At 43.1% G+C, this 19,003-nt stretch carries 19 protein-coding genes; 14 read left to right on the top strand and 5 right to left on the bottom strand.

What is annotated here, in order from left to right; all coding sequences use genetic code 11:
• The 11 genes from ACFPOF_RS14400 (at position 1) to ACFPOF_RS14350 (ending at position 9,478) form a co-directional block, all read left to right on the top strand.
• Positions 1-858: a TlyA family RNA methyltransferase gene (locus tag ACFPOF_RS14400; protein ID WP_378133748.1), complete on the top strand. Its 858-nt coding sequence runs from the start codon at positions 1-3 to the stop codon at positions 856-858.
• Positions 859-1,100: 242 nt separating this feature from the next.
• The gene (locus tag ACFPOF_RS14395; RefSeq protein WP_378133746.1) at positions 1,101-1,565 is read left to right on the top strand and encodes a hypothetical protein; all 465 of its coding nucleotides are present in this window, start codon (positions 1,101-1,103) and stop codon (positions 1,563-1,565) included.
• Positions 1,562-2,011, top strand: a complete 450-nt coding sequence (gene ahrC / locus ACFPOF_RS14390; RefSeq protein WP_378133744.1) for a transcriptional regulator AhrC/ArgR — start codon at positions 1,562-1,564, stop codon at positions 2,009-2,011. The genes ACFPOF_RS14395 and ahrC overlap by 4 nt, the downstream gene beginning before the upstream one ends.
• Positions 2,012-2,059: 48 nt before the next feature.
• Positions 2,060-3,745 carry a DNA repair protein RecN gene (recN, locus tag ACFPOF_RS14385; protein WP_378133742.1) on the top strand — a complete coding sequence of 562 codons (1,686 nt, stop codon included), beginning with the start codon at positions 2,060-2,062 and terminating at the stop codon, positions 3,743-3,745.
• Positions 3,746-3,869: 124 nt separating this feature from the next.
• A complete protein-coding gene (gene spoIVB, locus ACFPOF_RS14380; RefSeq protein WP_378133740.1) occupies positions 3,870-5,198 on the top strand; it encodes a SpoIVB peptidase in 1,329 nt (442 codons plus the stop codon).
• Positions 5,199-5,447: 249 nt separating this feature from the next.
• Positions 5,448-6,260, top strand: coding sequence for a sporulation transcription factor Spo0A (gene spo0A, locus ACFPOF_RS14375; RefSeq protein ID WP_378133738.1), 813 nt, complete (start codon positions 5,448-5,450; stop codon positions 6,258-6,260).
• Between the two features lie 184 nt (positions 6,261-6,444).
• Entirely contained in the window at positions 6,445-7,419 is a 975-nt protein-coding gene (locus ACFPOF_RS14370; RefSeq protein ID WP_378133736.1) for a tyrosine-type recombinase/integrase, read from the top strand.
• 215 nt (positions 7,420-7,634) lie between these two features.
• Complete coding sequence (locus tag ACFPOF_RS14365; RefSeq protein WP_378133734.1) at positions 7,635-7,919, top strand: hypothetical protein; 285 nt, start codon at positions 7,635-7,637, stop codon at positions 7,917-7,919.
• The gene (locus ACFPOF_RS14360) at positions 7,906-8,406 is read left to right on the top strand and encodes a hypothetical protein (protein WP_378133732.1); all 501 of its coding nucleotides are present in this window, start codon (positions 7,906-7,908) and stop codon (positions 8,404-8,406) included. The genes ACFPOF_RS14365 and ACFPOF_RS14360 overlap by 14 nt, the downstream gene beginning before the upstream one ends.
• A 58-nt stretch (positions 8,407-8,464) precedes the next feature.
• Entirely contained in the window at positions 8,465-9,124 is a 660-nt protein-coding gene (locus ACFPOF_RS14355) for a hypothetical protein (RefSeq protein WP_378133730.1), read from the top strand.
• 162 nt (positions 9,125-9,286) lie between these two features.
• Positions 9,287-9,478 (top strand): hypothetical protein, encoded by a 192-nt coding sequence (locus tag ACFPOF_RS14350; protein WP_378133728.1) that lies wholly within the window; start codon positions 9,287-9,289, stop codon positions 9,476-9,478.
• A gap of 38 nt (positions 9,479-9,516) precedes the next feature.
• Here the strand turns inward: ACFPOF_RS14350 and ACFPOF_RS14345 are convergent, their stop codons facing one another.
• The 4 genes from ACFPOF_RS14345 to ACFPOF_RS14330 all read right to left on the bottom strand — a co-directional run bounded on the left by ACFPOF_RS14345 (position 9,517) and on the right by ACFPOF_RS14330 (position 13,058).
• Positions 9,517-9,813 (bottom strand): DnaA N-terminal domain-containing protein, encoded by a 297-nt coding sequence (locus tag ACFPOF_RS14345; protein WP_378133726.1) that lies wholly within the window; start codon positions 9,811-9,813, stop codon positions 9,517-9,519.
• A gap of 45 nt (positions 9,814-9,858) precedes the next feature.
• The gene (locus ACFPOF_RS14340; RefSeq protein ID WP_378133724.1) at positions 9,859-10,329 is read right to left on the bottom strand and encodes a hypothetical protein; all 471 of its coding nucleotides are present in this window, start codon (positions 10,327-10,329) and stop codon (positions 9,859-9,861) included.
• A gap of 427 nt (positions 10,330-10,756) precedes the next feature.
• Positions 10,757-12,190 carry a TOTE conflict system archaeo-eukaryotic primase domain-containing protein gene (locus ACFPOF_RS14335; protein WP_378133722.1) on the bottom strand — a complete coding sequence of 478 codons (1,434 nt, stop codon included), beginning with the start codon at positions 12,188-12,190 and terminating at the stop codon, positions 10,757-10,759.
• 322 nt (positions 12,191-12,512) lie between these two features.
• Positions 12,513-13,058 carry an NUMOD4 domain-containing protein gene (locus tag ACFPOF_RS14330; protein ID WP_378133720.1) on the bottom strand — a complete coding sequence of 182 codons (546 nt, stop codon included), beginning with the start codon at positions 13,056-13,058 and terminating at the stop codon, positions 12,513-12,515.
• Between the two features lie 402 nt (positions 13,059-13,460).
• On the opposite strand from ACFPOF_RS14330, the gene ACFPOF_RS14325 reads away from it, so the two are divergent.
• Together ACFPOF_RS14325 and ACFPOF_RS14320 are read left to right on the top strand one after the other, a co-directional pair.
• A complete protein-coding gene (locus ACFPOF_RS14325; protein WP_378133718.1) occupies positions 13,461-13,586 on the top strand; it encodes a hypothetical protein in 126 nt (41 codons plus the stop codon).
• Between the two features lie 149 nt (positions 13,587-13,735).
• Positions 13,736-16,762 carry a hypothetical protein gene (locus tag ACFPOF_RS14320; protein ID WP_378133716.1) on the top strand — a complete coding sequence of 1,009 codons (3,027 nt, stop codon included), beginning with the start codon at positions 13,736-13,738 and terminating at the stop codon, positions 16,760-16,762.
• Positions 16,763-17,030: 268 nt separating this feature from the next.
• Here ACFPOF_RS14320 and ACFPOF_RS14315 read toward each other — a convergent pair whose 3' ends face one another.
• Entirely contained in the window at positions 17,031-17,627 is a 597-nt protein-coding gene (locus tag ACFPOF_RS14315; RefSeq protein WP_378133714.1) for a recombinase family protein, read from the bottom strand.
• A 272-nt stretch (positions 17,628-17,899) separates the two neighbouring features.
• Here ACFPOF_RS14315 and ACFPOF_RS14310 point away from each other — a divergent pair, with 272 nt between their 5' ends.
• Positions 17,900-18,976 carry a restriction endonuclease gene (locus tag ACFPOF_RS14310; protein WP_378133712.1) on the top strand — a complete coding sequence of 359 codons (1,077 nt, stop codon included), beginning with the start codon at positions 17,900-17,902 and terminating at the stop codon, positions 18,974-18,976.
• Positions 18,977-19,003 lie beyond the last annotated feature (27 nt).

Raw genomic sequence — 19,003 nt, 5'->3', positions numbered from 1 at the left:
ATGGAGAAAATAACGGTCGGCAAGGAACGGCTCGACGTATTGCTGCTCGAGCAAGGGTTTTATGAAAGCCGAGAGAAAGCGAAAGCGGCGATAATGGCGGGGCTTGTCCTCGTCGGGACGGAACGCGTCGACAAGGCGGGCACGAAAGTGCCGCGTGACGCCGCTATTACGGTTAAAGGCTCGGTTCATCCTTATGTCAGCCGCGGCGGGTTAAAGTTAGAGAAAGCGATCAAACATTTCGGGCTTGATCTGCGCGGCAAAACGATGATTGATATCGGCGCATCGACGGGCGGTTTTACGGATTGCGCATTACAGCACGGTGCTGTCGGCGTATATGCCGTCGACGTCGGCTATAACCAATTGGATTGGTCGCTTCGCCAGGACGATCGCGTGCGGTCGATGGAACGCACGAATTTTAGACATATGACCGTAGACCAGTTGGAAGGGCCTATGCCGTCATTCGCCTCGATCGACGTAAGTTTTATTTCGCTTCGGCTGATTTTGCCGGCGTTGGCGGATATTTTAGAGCCTGGCGGTCAGACGGTCGCATTGATCAAGCCTCAATTCGAGGCGGGAAGAGATCAAGTCGGCAAGGCGGGCATTATCCGTGATTCCTCTGTTCATGCGAGCGTGATCCGAGATGTGCTTGTATCGGCGAATGGACTCGGGTATGAGCTTCAAGGTTTAACCTTCTCTCCGATTACAGGAGGCGAGGGCAATATCGAATTTCTCGCCTTGTGGCGTCTTCGTGAAGGAGAAGATCCGTTGCCTGAGCTTCATGAGGACGAACTGACGAAACTCGCCAAAACGACATCCGAAGAAGCCGCCGCTGCTTTCAAGCGTGGCCCGGCTTCGTGATCAAAATCGAACTTTTTGAACTACCTCTCGTCCGGATGACCCGGAGCGCCGAAGAACGGCCGTACCCTAATGGGCCGGGTCGCGGACGCTCCGGGTTTTATTGATTTCATCCTTGAAGACCTCCTGGTGACTGATGCCTGAAAGAGGAATAAGCGACCTTGGTCGCGAAAGATTAAAGACGCACGAGCAACGAGTCCAGGCAGCGAACGACGATCCGATTCGGATCTTACCTGGAGGGCGCGATGGAAAAGTTCGGTGACGGTCTATTAATGATGATCGCAGCGGGGTTGATGATCTGGTGGGCGATTAGGCGTATAGACCGCTGGTTGCACGAGCCGCCGGGTTCGAGAATACGCAAGCTGGCTCAAGCCGGCGGCGTCGAACGCGACGACGCCGTGGAGTTGCTCGAAGAGCAGGGGTTCGAAGTGTTGTCCGGAAAGCACCGCATCCCGCTCGGAGTCGTCGTGGCCGACGAGCCGGCGATGCCGACCCGGCTGTATTTCGATTATTTGGCTTCGCGGGACTATAAATATTATCTCGTGAAGCTTGATCGGCCGCGGCAGCCAATCGTTTGGACTGCGAGCGGCCTGCGGGAGAAATTGTTGCCTTATGCATTGCTTTTTCCCGATTGCGAAGGCATTATCGTCGCATCGGTTCAGGACAGGCAAGTCAAAATCGTGAGATTCAAAGTGGAGGCTGGCGAATGAAAGGATTACGTCAACGCAAAATACGGGAAATGATCGCTTTGCGGGAAATCGAAACACAGGAAGATCTCGTTGAAGCGCTAAGTCTCGAAGGGATGCAAGTGACGCAGGCAACCGTCTCCAGAGACATCAAGGAAATGCAATTGATCAAAGTGCCTCTCGAAGACGGGCGCTACAAATATTCGATGCCGCAAGACCAGAAATACAACCCGGCTCACAAATTGAAGCGAGCGCTGCTTGATCACTTTATCAGCGCCGATTACGCGGAAAATCTTGTCGTGCTTAAGAGCTTGCCTGCGACATCAATGACCATTGCGGCGCTGATCGACGGAATGGATTGGAGCGAGATCATCGGCACGATCGGCGGAGATGATACGACGTTGCTTATTTGCAAAACCAAAGCGCAAGGGGAAGATGTACTGAATCGGATTTACGGGATGATGCAGTAAAAGGCGGCTAGAAAGGTTTATATTCGACGATTCGACAGGAGGCTATTCATGCTTCGGGAATTATTCATCAGTAATTTGGCTGTCATCGAGAAAGTATCCGTTCGTTTCCATAACGGGTTTCACGTGCTTACCGGTGAGACGGGAGCAGGCAAATCAATCGTCATTGATGCGTTAACGCTTGCGGTGGGAGGCAGGGGTCAGGCAGACATGATCCGCCATGGTCAGGATCGCGCGAAAGTCGAAGCCGTGTTCGATTTACCGCGCGAACATCCCGTGTGGATGACGCTTGAGCGTCTGGGCATTGAAGCCGATCCCGAGGAAACGTTGCTTATTCGCAGAGAATTGCTCGCCCAAGGCAAAGCGACCGCCCGAATTAACGGGCAAAGCGTTACGTTGTCGATGCTGCGCGAAGTCGGAGAGCATCTGGTCAACATTCACGGCCAGCATGAGCATCAATCTTTGCTGCGCACCGATAAACATCTCGAATGGTTGGATTCGTTCGCCGAAGAGGACATCAAAGTGCTCAAGGCGGATTATCGGAAATTATTCGCCGAATACCAGTCCGTTCACAAAGAGCGCCGGGAACTCGACGAGAAGTCTCGCCAGGGGATGCAAATGCTGGATCTTTATCGGTTTCAGCTAGAAGAAATCGCGGCGGCCAAGCTGAAGTCCGGCGAAGATGAATCCCTCTCCGACGAACGACGCAAACTATCCCATGCGGAGAAATTGGCGGAAACGGTGACGGAAGCTTACGATTTGCTGTACGGCACGAAAGGATTGACCGCATTATCTCGTGCGCTGACGCGCCTGCAGGACATTTCCAAGGTCGATCCCGCCTTTATTCAACCGCTCGTCGAGCAGTTGCAAACCGCGTATTACGCGGTTGAAGACAGTGCATATCAGCTTCGCGATTATAAGGAAAGCATCGAGTTTAATCCGCAGCGGCTGGCCCAAATCGAACAGAGGCTTGACCTGCTCCATGGGCTTAAACGCAAATATGGAGAGACAGTCGAAGACATTATCGGCTACAAAGCAAAAATCCAAACGGAAACCGATCAGCTCGACAATCGGGACGAATTGCTTCAGCAGCTTGCTGCCCGTGAGGAGGCGCTTCATCGGGAGCTAGTGTCCAAAGCGGAGAAGCTGACGGAAATCCGCAAAGCGGCGTCTAGAACGCTTTCCGGTCAAATCGAACGGGAACTTGCGGATTTGCAAATGGAGCGTTCGGTGTTCGAGGTGAAGCTGGCTCCGTCAACGTTGATGGCTACGGGTGCGGATATTGCCGAGTTTCTACTGTCGACCAATCCGGGCGAACCGCCTAAGCCGCTGTCCAAAATCGCTTCCGGAGGCGAGATGTCTCGGGTTATGCTTGCGCTTAAAGCGATATTTGCGCGGATCGACGAAATACCGGTTCTTGTTTTCGATGAGGTCGATACGGGCGTCAGCGGTCGTGCGGCTCAGGCGATTGCCGAGAAGTTATCGCTGTTGTCTCGCCACTGTCAGGTGTTCGCGATTACGCATTTGCCTCAGGTTGCTTGCATGGCTGATCATCAGTACGAAATCCGCAAGCAAGTAACGGAACAAGATCGTACGAGCACGTCTGTTCTTGAGTTGTTGCACGAGCAACGTGTCGAGGAGCTTGCCCGCATGCTCGGCGGCGTAGAAGTAACGGAAAAAACCCGCCATCACGCGCAAGAAATGCTTAGTCTGGCGGAACAACGAAAAAACGCGTAACGGCGCGAAAAATCACAGGCGTAGGAATCATTTCGGGAACATAAAAGAACGGGCTCGCGGTTACCTTATAGTTACGTTATCGGCGGCACTCGCGTCGGTCTAGACTGTAAGGGAGCGTGAGAACTTGTACCAGAAGCACTCCAAAAAACGCCGCATCGGTCTCGTCGTTGTTCTTATGCTGTGTTTTGCCGTTTTTTCAGCGCCTGTTCAGCATTTCGCGGCATTCCCGAGTCAACTCAGGTTATTTCAGGGACAAGCGGTGTCGCTGCATTACGCAATGCCCGTTCACGCTCAAGGCAGTGTGAACCCGCACGTAGCCGAGATTAACGGAAACAACGGTTCTTCCATGCGGGTCGATCTGAGCCGTCCTTTATCCATCCAACCGAAGCATAGCGGCATTACGGACCTGAAGTTAAAATTGTTCGGCAAAATTCCGTTCAAGACAGTGCGCCTTCAAGTCATTCCGAACTTAAAAGTCATTCCCGGCGGGCAAACGATCGGCGTTAAAGTCAAAGCTGCGGGTATTATGGTCGTAGGCCATCACCTTGTTCAGATGAAGGACCACTCGAAAGTGTCGCCGGGCGAAGATGCCAAATTGAAGCTCGGGGATCTCATTGTCGAGATCAATGGAGAGAAGTGCAATGATATTTCTAAAATTTCGACCTATGCGGAAAATGCAGGCCGAACAGGTGAAGCGCTCCGGCTGCTTGTGCAGAGGGGCAAGGAACGATTCAAAACAACATTAAAACCGGCGTACGATGAAGAAGATAAAGCTTGGCGGTTAGGCTTGTATATTAGAGATTCTGCAGCAGGCGTCGGTACATTGACATTTTACGCACCCGATCAAGGCGTCTACGGAGCTCTCGGCCACGTCATCACGGATATGGATACACAATCTCCGATAGTCGTCGGCAGCGGCGAAATCGTCCAATCCAACGTGAATTCAATTTCCAAAAGCCAAAGCGGCGAACCTGGCGAGAAAAGGGCGAGCTTCTTAAAAGGCGGCAAAACACTCGGTAATGTGGAGCGAAATACGCCGTTCGGCATATTCGGCCAAATGAAGCAGCTTCCCGATCACGCATACCAGCCTGAACCGATTCCTGTCGCTTTTGCGGAAGAAGTAAAAGAAGGTCCCGCGCAAATGCTGACTGTCGTCGAGAAGCAGAAAGTCGAACGATTTGACATCGAGATCGTCCATACTGCCAAACAATCGTCACCGGCAACGAAAGGTATGGTCATCAAGATCACCGATAAACAATTAATCGAAAGAACGGGCGGTATCGTGCAAGGCATGAGTGGAAGTCCGATTATTCAGAACGGCAAATTAGTCGGCGCCGTAACGCACGTGTTCGTGAACGATCCATCGTCCGGATATGGCTGCTTTATCGAATGGATGCTCCAAGATGCCGGCATTATGCTAAAACCGGAGCAGGCAACGTCTAAGGCGGTTTAACGCCTTAGATTTTGTTTTATCCAATCATGGCCAAAACACGAACATTTGTCGAAAATACTTGAAAAGCATCAGGTTTTGGCGTGTTATGACGCAAATTTTATATTATATGCGATTTTCTTAAATAAATAAAGAAAAATTTTCGAATCGAGAAGGAATCACGAAGTGCAATGTCGAAAACGGATAATCAGAGAAACGATAAACGTTTTTCAGCCAATAAAAACTTAGGGTTGAGAAAGGGAGGACCAGACATTGCCACGGATTGAAGTGTTTCTAGCAGACGACAACCGAGAGTTTACGAACTTATTATCAGAGTACATCCAAGAACAGGATGATATGACGGTCATCGGAGTGGCGTACAACGGAGAAGAGGTCATTCGTCAATTAGAGGAAACACGCAGAGTACCGGATGTCATGATCCTCGATATTATTATGCCGCACTTGGACGGACTAGGCGTCCTTGAGAAGCTGCGGGATATGAATTTGTCGCCGATGCCTAAGATCATTATGCTGACGGCGTTCGGGCAAGAAAACATCACCCAGAGAGCGGTGCAACTCGGCGCATCGTACTACATACTGAAACCGTTCGACATGGATGTGTTGGCGAACCGGATCCGGCAGTTGGCTGGCAGTCCGACTTCATCGTCGATGACGACAACGTCCTCCTCCTCCTCGAGCAGCCGTTCGAACATCGTGCAAATCGGCAAGCCGAAAAATTTGGACGCCAATATTACGAGCATTATTCATGAGATTGGCGTGCCGGCCCACATTAAAGGGTATCAATACTTACGCGAAGCAATCACGATGGTGTATAACAACATCGAGATTCTGGGCGCGATTACGAAGACGCTGTACCCGTCCATCGCCGAGAAATTCAAAACGACGCCTTCCCGCGTCGAACGCGCTATTCGCCACGCGATTGAAGTCGCTTGGACGCGTGGCAACATCGATTCGATTTCGCATTTGTTCGGTTACACGATCAACATTGCGAAGTCGAAGCCGACGAACTCGGAGTTTATCGCGATGGTGGCGGATAAGCTGCGGATTGAGCACAAGGTGAGCTGAGGAGGCTCGGGAATGGCGTAATAGCAAGGGATTTCGGGTTATGGGAACGGTTTACAGCCAAAACGATTTTGGCGGTAAATATCTGAAATTGACGTTTCTGTACCGATAAACTTCTGAATAGTAAACCAACTGATACCACTTATTTATTGGTTCTCTAAAAACCAATGAAGGAGTGGTATTTTTTATGACCGATTTTGACTTTCAACTCGACAATTTTATGCTTTATTGTTCATCCAAAAACCTTTCGCGTAAGACCTTAGCCAGTTATGAACAGACGCTAAAGCTGTTCGGCAAGTATTTACTTGAACAATTCCAAATTGAAGATGTGAAAAAAGTTCAGTCGGGTCATATTCGACAATACATCAAGTATGTTCGTGAGAGGGGCAAATACACAGTCGTTAATAATGTTGATTCCAAAGACAAAAATCATCCAGAGAACCGCACTGACTACAAAAAAGAAGTATCGATGACAACAATTGCAAATTACGTTCGTAACATCAAAGTATTTTTCAATTATCTTTACGAAGTCGAACGCGAGATACAGAAGAATCCTGTTGAAAGTGTTGAGAATCCCAAGATTCAGCGGAAGGTCAAGAAAATCTTAGCGGCAGATGAAATCAAGAAGGTACTAGGTCAGTTTGATACAGCAACATTTCATGGTTATAGGAATTACACGATTACACGACTATTACTGGACACTGGAATGAGAATCGGAGAATGTCTTAGTCTACAGCCAGAAAGCTTTGATTTCAAACATAAAAGCATCCTCATTAAAAACCCCAAGAACAGGCAAGAGAGGTATGTTTACTTTTCATTCAAATCAGCAAATGAAATCAAGCAATGGATGCGCTATAAAGACCGTTACTCTGAGAGTCCGTTCCTGTTCCCGACAACGAGAGGAACGCAATTAGAGGTTAGGAATTACGAAAGGTCATTGAGGGAAGCGGGGGAGCGGGTAGCAGTGCCAATACATCCGCATCAGTTAAGGAATAACTTCGCTAAGTATTACATTCTGAATAATGGTGACTGGTTCAGTCTGTGCCGAATACTGGGACATTCATCAGTTGAAGTGACTCAGAAGGCATATCTGGACTTCACTGATGAAGAAATTGGGAAGAAGTATCAGAAACATAGCCCACTTGCTTTCTTGGAGGTCTGAACCATGACAACGAAAAGTATTGTGTGGTTAGCTGTGGAAGATAATGTTACTGCCTGTAGGCTCATAGAACTCGCTCAGAGCCACTGTAAGCTTGTTCTGGAACACATCAATAAAAATACTTGTTTAGAGCGAAAGGAAGCCATAAGAGCCAAAATTGCGCGTTTGAGGGTGGATCGGGAATTATTGTTGGCTCCATACGTGCAGGAGGTCGTAGGATGAGTGAAGAGTTTGCGAAGTACGAACAGCTTGTTCGGGAACAGGATGAGTTGTTTCTGAAAATAGAGACGTATCAGGAAGTAATTGCGTCATTACAAATGCTACTTCATAGGCATGGTGCGAGTGGTCTTCATCTGCTGACGATTGAGGAAATCCTAACAACGATTCATTCGTCAGAAATGAATTTTCGGACTGAACTATTAAAAATGCAAACGGCTAAGCTCCTACTGTCAAACAAGATCAGTTATAAATCATTTTTTGGAGGAAAGAATGAACGCTACTAAAAACAACGTCATAGCGGACACAATAAGAGAAGAATTATCAGCAATGGGCTTTAAAGGATTATTGTTGCACAAACTGCTTGCTTATATCGTCGATGGTGAATCACTTCAAGCATTTTACAACTTCATTATTATGAAGGAAGAGGAAGAGGGGAGAATGACGAAAGTCTTACTTGTACATAAGTTCAGCGAACATATGCAAGATAGACTGACATTTAAGGACTTTAACGATTTTCTTTCTGAATTTAATAATTCCGCAGATGAATCAGAGCAAGAAAAAATTATTCAAAAACTTGTTGTGAGGAAAGCTGATAATGATATGCTCAATAAAGTAGCAAAGCTATTCGTCTGTAATCCGCTCAGGGTAGAAATCATTTACAATATGATTGTTGAGTATCGAAGGATGTACAAGCCAGATGAGATAATCATGCTTTTGGAAGAGATGTCTCACAAGTATGCGAAGGAAAAAGCACTCCTGAAAACTTCGTAAATATACGATATTATTGGTTGGATAATTTTGTGGGGGTATTTTCCAACGGGAGGAAAACATGAGGAAGCTTTTATGTCTATCGATGGTCGTAATGGTGTTACTATTATCGGCTTGTGGTGATCTTGAAAATTCCGCTATTCCAAGTGATACCAACAACCAGAGTGATGCGTCGGTTGGTACGGAGTCAAGCACTAGCGACAATGAAGTATTGTCGGATACGCAATTAAAGGAACAGGTTATAAGTCTCCTTGATGATTGGCACTATGCAGATGCAAAGGAATTAATCGTCTCGCATAATAAACGAGATGATAAACTATTTGATGCTTTTTATTCATATGCGTCACTTGTGTCATTGAGTCCTTCATTTGATGAAATGGATAATTATCGAGAAGAACATAGTAAAGTGTATGATAAGTTTCTTCAACTAATGACAGATGGTATTATTAGCGTTGATGAAATGATGAAATTCACTGAAAGTTTGAGTGACGAGTTGAAAATCAAAACGAACATTGTAATCAGCAAGCATTCAAAAGATAATGGATATTTTGACCCTGAACTTGGTATGACAGCAGAACGATTATTGGAATCAAAATCATGGGGTAAACCAAAAGATATAAATAGAACGACTACGAAAAATGGTGTTAGGGAACAATGGGTTTACTATGGAGATAAGTATGTTTACTTAGAAGATGGGATTGTCACATCAATTCAGGAATAAGGAAGGCACCTCCAATATAAAGTTATGGTTGCAATATCCAGTTTTTTGAAGTGTATTATTCAGAGATTAATACTGTGCAAAGCGGAAGCACCGCTATTTCTCGGACTACGTGTCCTTGATTTAGCTGTGCTTTTTTGCATTCAATTATAGGAGGATAAAACTATGATGAACGGAAAAGTAATTCGTACTGATGCCGATCTTACAAACTGCATCTACTTCGACACAAGAGTAGAGGTATGGATGAATGGTGGGTTCGAGGAAGAGGTAATAATCGCAGACTATGATGATATTACCATCAAGATTGTAGGGGGAGGTAAATTTTTGCGTCAGAACGTGATCCTTAAAGTTGCATAGAAAACGGAGAGCCTTACCTGAGTGGTAGGCTCTCGCTTTCACTCACCCTTCGTCATTCTCCGTCGTTTCAGCCATTCCAATACGAGAGTTAAGTTTGTTCCAAAAATGACACTATTATCGTCCGAATCTTCGATGCTTAGTTCACTAAACCAAGCATCGAATGATGGTTCTGAAATTTTGTTTCTAATGTCTTCTAAGAGTCTGGTGAGCAAGCTCCGTTGATATTCCGTTTTGAGTCTTTCTTCGTTTTGTCGAGCCTTCTCCAAGATACGAGGGAAATGTTTTTTAAATTGTTCCTCAACTCGTTTTCTTCGCTCTTCATTGTTTTCAGTCATCGTCCCGCTCCTCCAACTAAATAAAATAAATCTTCCATTTACTCCTCAATATGCAATGTTTTCGTCAAATACAAGTAACTCCAAGGTATATTCACTCCCTGTAATTACTTTTAAGACTTCAAATATGAGATCACTATATTTAATCCATATCCAATCAACATGCACTTCGGTTTTGGCTACAATCACTAAATGATGATCGCTTTCGTGATCGCTCATCACTGATAAAATACGAAAGTTATCGTTATCGAACCAAAAATCAAATTCCTCCTCAGGGACAAGTGTCTGAACTATAGTCAACAACTGATTCTCTAGTTGCTTGCGTCTTTCTGAAAATTTCCTTAGTGTTTCAAAAATCCCCTTACCTTCCACACCACCAACCCCTTTCAAAATGCCAAAGAAAGAACAGGACGAAACTTGTGCAAAAAGAAAAGCGGAAGGCTTAGTAGCCCTCCGCTGCTTCATGCTATGATAAATGAATGATATGTTCCGCTTGTGGCTAATCAAACTGTTCAACACCTATCAACACCCCGTTCTTCTATCTGATTTGGATAGTGAAATTGATAGATGAATCATATCTCACCATCGAAATTATGTCAAATAATGGGAATGCCGAAGAAAGTACTTGTTGATGAACTATAGCTCCTTGAAAGGATTCCATAGTGCTTTATCTATAATGTACGATTACGATATTACCTACAATAGATTATTTGTCTCTTTAGGCTCTGGTACTTAACGCACTACAAGCAAGTATCTAAGCATTAACAAGCAAACCAACTCAGTCATGTACAATTTTATACTCAATAGATATTTATATCTCTTACAAGCCTCTACACGCACTCCATGTATTTGAAGCAGTCAAGCCATTTAATCAGCATCAAGCAATGGGTGACCAGATAACTTGTGCGCCAACAACTACAACATCAACGCACAAGCACCAATCAAGTCAACCAACCAAACTCTCATATTGTTTCCTTGGTAATATACGCTTTAATTCTTTTCTTTCAAAAAAGTACAAAATACAGGACTTAAAATCATGGGATTCGTTGACCTCCAACATACTTGAGTCATCGACAATAACATCAATATTCAAGCGGTACAGATTAGGCAGATTTCGTTGAAAACCTTTACCGCCTGTTGGCTTCCTGTTTCGTGCGACAACATCAATGACTCCTAAATTAATCAACTTATTAACTTGATTGATTGCTGTTTCTCTAGTCACGCCAGTAGATTTTGCAATTGTTGTAAATGGCATATAAAAAACGCCTTGCAAGTTCGCATGGCGTTTAGAGTGTTTCAGCAGTGCATATGTGATTAGTTTCTGATTTTTCTCTGGACATCGTTCTACAATCCACTTCATTTCATTCAGGCTAACATTCAAGTCCTTGTTACCACCACTTAAATTGTATTTGTCATCATTGCAAACATCTTTAACAATTTGATCTATGTCCTTGTAGCAGTCAGCCAACTTAGTTGTATATGAATCAGGATTCTGCCATTCCATCCAAGTGTATAGTTCGTTTCTGCATTCATCTGCTTCTAAGCCTGAATATTTCAAGTATAAGCACACTAAAAACGTAGCCTTGTGCCTTGAACCCTGAACGTTTAAGCCCTCGTTGAGTAGTTTTTTTGCAAGATCAATCGAATAGTCCTCAGATTGCTCATGATTCTTAGGCGGCACAAATGGACTTACCGCGTCTTCTACTTCAATTAACTCTTTCGTATCAATATTCTGCTTATCTACGTCATCGATCTCAAGTATATCTAACACTTGCTGACTTTCAATCTTGTGAATCGTTAGAAGATACGCTTCTGACTGTTGCCTGTTCATAACATTGAAATCATCGTCAATGAATCCACAATACTTTCCAGTCTTCTGATGAATACCAAGCGGAAGCTTTACACCTTGACTGTTAGTGACTCTGAACTCAACCTTATTGCCATCGTCAGAGTGTTCGATAACGTCTGACATTTGAATCACATGATTGAAGAAACTCTTTGCATCGGTAACTTTAATCAAATCATCAAAGAATATGTCGATGTGGTAGCCTTTGTTACCACTGAAACTGATGTGATGTTCGATATTCAATTCATTCAATGTAATTACAATCTTACCTGTAATCCATTTTGCTTTGATAGGATCATGAAAATCTACATCAAACGTCATAAACTTTGTTGTTTGCTCGCCGCTGAAAGTGCCAACCGTAAACTTACCCTTTAGGTGTTGCTCCATGTGCCAGTCATTCAATTTTTGCGTCTTACCTAGACTGGATGGTCGCCCTGCAATACATGTGATGTACCCTTGCTTAGATTGCTTTAAATATTTTCCAGTCTGTATGATAAATAACTCTTCGAGTTTCTTGATAACTTTCTTCTGCATTGTCGAAGACCACTCCTAACGATTTAATTTAACCTGTCAAAAAAAGAAGACTCTACAACTAAAGCGTTGTAGAGTCCATTGGTTTTGATAATGCGTACTCACGTAGTGCGTGGTTGACTAGATTAGTTCTCTGGTATAGCCAGAATTTGTTTCCAGTTTTCTCATGCAATGCGCCGCAAATATAGGGGACATTCTTTGTTCTTAGGAAGTGTTGCAGGTTACTACTATAACAGTAAAAGTAATCTTGCTGATAATTGTTGTTTTTCATGTCGATCGATACCACTCCTTTAGGTTTTATTTGCCATTCATCTTAATAGCCTCGTCAACAAATTTTTCGTTCTAGTCTCCATCCAATTGAGCGTTTGGCTTTTCCGCTAAGTATATAGCTAGCATTCAAACCAAGTTGTCGAGATGCTTCTGATTGTGAAATAAACTCTAATCGTTCATTTGTTTCGAGATTGATTGCTATTACTGGCTTTACACAGTTTGCTAACCCATTCGCGAAAGCATGCGATGTATTCTCAGAATGAGTACACCATTCGAGGTTAGAAACATGGTTCTTTGACTTTACTCCATCACGATGGTTCACTAGCGGCTTATTCGCAGGATTCGGAATGAATGCCTGTGCAACTAAACGATGAACCGAGAACTTTTTACGATGACCCTGTTTGTAAAGGTCAACTCTCAAATAGCCATTTTGATTAATATGCGTTTGTACAGTTTTTTCTTTACGAGTCAAACGATTGGCTAAACTTTTGATATTACCGTAATTAGAAACCTCATAAATTCCTTCATAGTCCACAACAGGAAGCCATACTTCATCTTTCAAACTCCCATTTTGATTCTCATTTGCTTTGTTTATTGTCATGCCAATCTTCCCCTAGTTGTTCGAATTTTGCGAAACGCAAATAGCCCTTACCGTAATTGGCAAGGGTTACTTATGTTTTGTTCAGAAGTCTCTCTGAAAAAAACGTCTCATATCTAAAAGTGCTTAGGGCATCTATGATTCGTTTTTTTTGCACCGAAGAAGAAATTGATTTAAACCATAAACAATTACTTGGAAATATAGATCATGCTCTCTGAGACATGGACTTTAATTCTTGCGCCAAACTGAATAGCACAAAAAGCCACTTCGTTGTTGGAAGTAGCTCTGTTCTTGGTTATAAGGAATATCACTCAACTCGTCGGTGTGTAAACGGTTTTCCCCCTGCCAAAACAGACTAACTAGACTATGTCACATCACTTAATTAGTTAAGAAGGTAAAGGGGGAATGAAAAATGGAATTACAGTTGAGTTTAAAACAGAGTTATCAGGTTCTACGCAAAATGAAGAATCTAAAGTTACGGCAGATCGCCCAACAACTAGAAGTGTCTGTTCCTATGTTGTCAATGTATGAGAGGGAGGTTGTGAATTTAAGCAAAGACAAGGAATCCTTGTATCGAGAAATTATCCTGAGTCATCGAGAGTAACAATTACGCACATCTAATTAGCCTACGAGAGTTCATCTTGTAGGCTTTTTCCATTCAAAGAAAAGGGAGTGTTGAAATGAGCAACGCAACAATAATACAGACAAATACGGATATTTTTATTGGCTCAGATACAGCGACATCAGTTTCAATTGGAAACCAAATATTTCGTGTAGATACAAAGGCAACAAAGTTATATCACATTGATGATCTGGTTCTCTTTTGTTCTGGTGACTTAGTCTTCTGTTATAACCTGATTGAGTTGTTCTTAAAGGAAGAAGTCAGGAATGCTAACGTTCTTAGGAATATCCTGCTTGCATGTCATCATGACGAAACAGTCGATATTGTAGTCTGTGAATACAAAGGGAACAAAACAGTAGTTACGGAATTGTCTCCGAATAATAATTTTGAACCAGTAATTCATGCTGATATTGCTGCTGGTGGAGTAAATGTTGTAGCAGCTGGAATTAAAACTAAGGAGTCTCATGATATTGCTTGTGAAATGCTGTATAGAGGGAAATCAGTCTCGAACATATTCAAAGAAGTATTCGACACTATCTCTTATGAAGGCATAGGTGGACAACTATCTGTCTATCGAGTAAGTGAAAACGGAATTCAAGTTTTCCTTAATCATCAGATCAAAGAGAAGCCATCACTCAAAAGAGTAAGTCCTGCTATATTTATGAATCATAATAAGCAGCTTATCGTCGGTGAGCGTATCTACGGAAAAGTAATGATGGGTGCTAACCTTGCAATCGAAGATGAGAGTGGCGTACTAAAGTTCCAAGGTTCGAAAGGTGAAATCTTTGACCGAAATGGCAAACTTGTAATGAAGATGGGTCTGGTTGATGAAAATCCCGATACGTTTGGCTTGTGGTCGTTTAACGACATTACAAGAGTGCGTATGGATGACCGTACAGGTTTTGCAATCGAACGTGCAAGTACAAATACCACAAATCATCCGAATGGATGGGAAAAGATACTGTGGGCTGACCAAAGCGATGGAACTCTGTATGGCTATGATATTGTGGCGCAAAACATTAAGATCGTTAACAATGTTGGTGATGTAATTTTAGATGCAGAGAACAACTATCTCAATATCGGTGATTTCGAGAAGATTGTCATGGATAATAAATTGACTGTGTTAGAGAAGATGCAAATTATCACCGAACTGTACAAGATTGAAGCACAATACAAGAAGATGCTAGAACAGGCTGAGAAGTATAAACAATCTGAGCGTGATGCAGTATTTGATATTAATGCTCAATACTTCGCAAAGACACCAAGTACAACAGACCTGTATTCGACTCAATCTCTTACAGATGCGTATAATGCACTCATCACGTATATGAGTCAGTTCATAAAAATAGATAGTGTTCTTCCGCTATCCATTGATATTAACGCCCCTTTAACTGAATCGACGAGTAATATCACAAATCGTTCAGAGTTCATCTTGAAGTTCAAGGCGTACTATGATGCAGAGAAGGATTTGCGCAATAAGATCGAGGATGCTCAATTCTACTCTGGATTGAATATGGGCGTATTCTACAACAATGTTGTTATTGGAGAGTATGGCTTCATCGCTCTGAGAAACGATGGAAAGTATCGGTCTGTTCTTAATGCCACGAATGGCTTGGCGTTGCAGAAGTGGGAGAATAATAGATGGACGAATAAGGTCTATGCTTCTCTTGGTAATTCCTCATATGAAGATGGTACGTTGATCGCAGAGGATTTGGTTGCTAAACGTTTACGTATCGAAACGAAGCTTGGTGGAGTGTTGCTAGACGTAGATTCTTTGTCGTTGGACTTCACAGTTCTGGATTCTATCATCTTAGACAATGTAATCATGTCGCCAGAAAAGATCACTTTAGCTACTCAGTTCAAGAACATCACGAAACAGTATGCAGAACTGAGAACTGAATTAAACAAGTATGCAACCACAATTTATAGCGACAGGGATTCTAGTTATTACGGTCTGGATAATGCGAAGACAGCATTGGTTGCGGCAGGAGCAGATTTGGATTCGAAGTACAACATACTTAATGCCTACATGATTCCTGTGTTTACAGACATGAATGCAAAGACAAACATTATCAGCGATCTTCATTCGACGAGGCTAATCTTCCATCAAGTATGGGAGGACTTCTACAAGGCGTATGAGGTAGGGCGAAGCACACTTGCTGACTTCCTTGAAAAGAGTTCGTTACAGTTGGGTAGAAACTACAATAACATTGTCATTGATGGACTTAATGGCATTGTCGTTACGAGAGGAAACTTCATGAACAAAACAACGCTCAATGCCACGTTTGGCATCAAGATCGAGCGTAATGATGGCTCTGCGGGAGTGCCAGCTTGGTATAAAGTCTTCTACGTTGATATTAACGGAAACCTTTTCGCAGAAGACATGAGTACGAAGCGTCTTCATATCCTTGATGGTGATCTTGGTGAAGCAATTCTATTTGATGCGCTCACAGGTATCACAATCAATGGTCGTCATGGAGAGAAAATTCGTCTGAACGCGAACGAAGGTATTGCCATTGATGTAAATGATGAGAAGCGTTTTTGGATTGATACAGATGGAACACTGAGGGCTAGAAAGTTGATTATTACAGACGACGATGAAGAAGCTGTTGAGCTGCCAGATGGTTCATTCATCTCTCGACTGACAGTCAATGAGGTACGAACTTTGCAAGACATAAATCAGCAAGATTATGTATGGATTAAAGATCAATCCGTTAAGTTAATGTCTGGTAATGGTGCTATTGAAGATCAAGAGAAAATGTCATTCTACTTAGATGCTCCAACAGGAAGCCTCAATGGTATCCCTACAATCAAGATGGGTGTGGGTACTGGAATAGGTGCAAACGAAGTTGGATTTATCATTAAAGATTCAGATGCCTTCAAGTTCAGTTATTCGTCTGGTGGTCAGAAAAAAATCTGGATGCAACGTAGTGGATTTGGAACTGAGGGTATTCTTATTGAATCTATCGGAAGTGCAGTTCGACTCAATTCCAGTACGAAGATTCGCATTGAAGCAGGAAGTAGTTACATTGAGGTAACTCCTACTGGTATCAAGTTGTCAGCTTCGAGAATTGACATTAACTAGGTGGTAGATTATCTTATATTGACAGTGATTATACTAATTTAAGGGTCTTTCGTATCGGGGTATAAATTAAGATCGGATTGCGGAGTGGAAGTGTTATATCCGTTATTGTGGGGCTATGGGGTAACAGCCTGTAAACCTAGCCCCCTTATCTGAATCTTCTTGTGAGTCCCTATGAAAGTAATAAATGACAGTTGAACACCTCGCTTCCTGTTCAAAGAAAAGAAGAAGCCCCTATCATGATAGGCTTCTCATTCACTCATTATGGAACTTACTTGTCATTCTTTAGCTTCTTTAATTCAACATACAATGTAGCCTTTGGTATGCCAGTGGACTTGATGATCTCGCTAACAGTTAGTCCGTTAGATTCTCTCTCTGCATACAGTTTCAATGCACGTTTAATGATACTTGAATCTAGTGCAGGACGTCCCATATGCGTACCCTTTGCCTTGGCGCGTTCTCTACCCTCCGTAGTACGGTCTACGATTAAATCGCGCTCAAACTGCGCAAACGCTCCTAGCATGTTGAACATTAAATCCTGCATTGGACTACGTTTCTCTACGGCTTCAAAGTGCAAGTTGTCCTTCAAGAACTTCACATTGATACCTCTGACAAGCAAGTCATTGACGATGCTATTCAGGTCGATGATGGAACGTGCTAGACGGTCTATCTTGGTTACGACAAGCGTATCACCTTCTGACATTGCTTCTAATAGTTCCTTTAGTGCAGAACGCTTATCAGTGCTTGTACCTGTCACTTGCTCATGATAGATGTTAGCACATCCTGCTTCTTTAAGAAGTTGCTTCTGTGTCTCTAGCCCGTTATCCTGACCTACAGTCGAAGTTCTAGCATATCCGTATGTAGTCATTGTCGATCACCTCAAAAAGTATAGATATTTGCAAACTTCTATACTTTGTATTCTAGACTATCTTTTAGACTATTTCAAGTATAGAAGTTATAGACTTCCAAACCATTTTGCGACTAGGGCAGAAGTCGAAACTTTTGGACTACCGCTTAATTGTATTCTTGGTAATCAATGCGTTCAATTAATAGTGTAAGATGATACCTACGCCTGAAAAAAGGTTAGATTGTGCTGGCTAAGATGATAGTAGTTGCTCTGCCGGGTGAGTCACGGATGGAGTGGCTACTGTTCGCACCACCCCTCATGTTGAAATGTCTCGAACAAAACTGGAAGTCGATACCATTGTTTGTGATAAAATGGACTGTGAAAGAGTGGATGTACTTTACGTTTCACGGGATTATAAGGAGAGAGGGGATTCGGGGGAAATGGAACTGAATGAATGGTTGTACACGACTAACTATCAGTCGTTGGAAGAATGGCAGAACCTTGTGTTGAATAAGCAAAATGTGTACCCGTCATTAAGGATTCCATATGATGAATGGATGGAAAAGTATATAGCGAAAATAGAAAATGTACCTCTGGATGATGTGAAGAGTTTGCTTAGGAGTCTGTTGGAGCCTTTAACGCGCAATAAAGACATGGATGATTATTCGGTTAACGAAATGATGCAACAAGTTACAGATGTGAAAATACGTCAGGGTGCGGCATCAATGGCAAGAAGTGAAAGGATGATTAGACTAAGTAAGGGACATGATGCTTGGGAAGGAGTCACTTGGATATTAGAACTGCTTCCAAGAACACCTTACAATGCAGTACAAGCACTTGAAAGCTATCTGTACTCACAGCCCAATTTACCTGACGATCGTATTATTGGGATTTCTCAGTGTATTGAAATTATCTATGCCAAGTTTGTCCACTGTGAGAACTCAATTGAAAAGCTACATGGATTAGAACCTGTAGAATTTGAGTGGTTCATTGAGTACCTATATAGCTGCATGGGCTATGATACCTTGTGGACTCAGGCAACACGTGATGGTGGAAAGGATATTATTGCAACAGGTAAAAGACCAGACGGAATTGAACAGGTATATGTGGAATGCAAGCTTTATAAGAAGACAAAACTTAGTCTACAATCTGTTCAAGCATTTAGTCGTGTGATAGATAAGAATGAAGTAAATAGAGGTGTCATCTTTTGTACAGGCTATGTTGGTGAGAATCTTAGAAAGGAAGATAAGCGAATACAGATATGGTCATTTGACAACATGAGTACACTTTTGAACTCTCATCTAGGAAGCAATTGGACTGAATACGTGAACAGAATTGTTGAAGTTCAAAGGAGAAAATACAAGCATTGAGTCAAGCGTTAGTGGCACATGGACAGT

This window comes from Cohnella soli, assembly GCF_042655525.1.
In the GTDB taxonomy this organism is placed as follows: domain Bacteria; phylum Bacillota; class Bacilli; order Paenibacillales; family Paenibacillaceae; genus Cohnella; species Cohnella soli.
The sequence above is the reverse complement of the archived record's forward strand: the minus strand, read 5'-3'. Positions and strand labels throughout refer to the sequence as shown.

What these genes read in the sequence shown, in the direction of transcription:
- ACFPOF_RS14320 (WP_378133716.1), top strand. Translation starts at nt 13,736, where the DNA reads ATGAGCAACGCAACAATAATACAGACAAATACGGATATTTTTATTGGC.
- ACFPOF_RS14350 (WP_378133728.1), top strand. Translation starts at nt 9,287, where the DNA reads ATGATGAACGGAAAAGTAATTCGTACTGATGCCGATCTTACAAACTGC.
- ACFPOF_RS14355 (WP_378133730.1), top strand. Translation starts at nt 8,465, where the DNA reads ATGAGGAAGCTTTTATGTCTATCGATGGTCGTAATGGTGTTACTATTA.
- ACFPOF_RS14370 (WP_378133736.1), top strand. Translation starts at nt 6,445, where the DNA reads ATGACCGATTTTGACTTTCAACTCGACAATTTTATGCTTTATTGTTCA.
- ACFPOF_RS14345 (WP_378133726.1), bottom strand. Translation starts at nt 9,813, where the DNA reads ATGACTGAAAACAATGAAGAGCGAAGAAAACGAGTTGAGGAACAATTT.
- ACFPOF_RS14315 (WP_378133714.1), bottom strand. Translation starts at nt 17,627, where the DNA reads ATGACTACATACGGATATGCTAGAACTTCGACTGTAGGTCAGGATAAC.
- ACFPOF_RS14365 (WP_378133734.1), top strand. Translation starts at nt 7,635, where the DNA reads ATGAGTGAAGAGTTTGCGAAGTACGAACAGCTTGTTCGGGAACAGGAT.
- ACFPOF_RS14335 (WP_378133722.1), bottom strand. Translation starts at nt 12,190, where the DNA reads ATGCAGAAGAAAGTTATCAAGAAACTCGAAGAGTTATTTATCATACAG.
- ahrC (WP_378133744.1), top strand. Translation starts at nt 1,562, where the DNA reads ATGAAAGGATTACGTCAACGCAAAATACGGGAAATGATCGCTTTGCGG.
- recN (WP_378133742.1), top strand. Translation starts at nt 2,060, where the DNA reads ATGCTTCGGGAATTATTCATCAGTAATTTGGCTGTCATCGAGAAAGTA.
- ACFPOF_RS14395 (WP_378133746.1), top strand. Translation starts at nt 1,101, where the DNA reads ATGGAAAAGTTCGGTGACGGTCTATTAATGATGATCGCAGCGGGGTTG.
- ACFPOF_RS14325 (WP_378133718.1), top strand. Translation starts at nt 13,461, where the DNA reads ATGAAAAATGGAATTACAGTTGAGTTTAAAACAGAGTTATCAGGTTCT.
- ACFPOF_RS14360 (WP_378133732.1), top strand. Translation starts at nt 7,906, where the DNA reads ATGAACGCTACTAAAAACAACGTCATAGCGGACACAATAAGAGAAGAA.
- ACFPOF_RS14400 (WP_378133748.1), top strand. Translation starts at nt 1, where the DNA reads ATGGAGAAAATAACGGTCGGCAAGGAACGGCTCGACGTATTGCTGCTC.
- ACFPOF_RS14330 (WP_378133720.1), bottom strand. Translation starts at nt 13,058, where the DNA reads ATGACAATAAACAAAGCAAATGAGAATCAAAATGGGAGTTTGAAAGAT.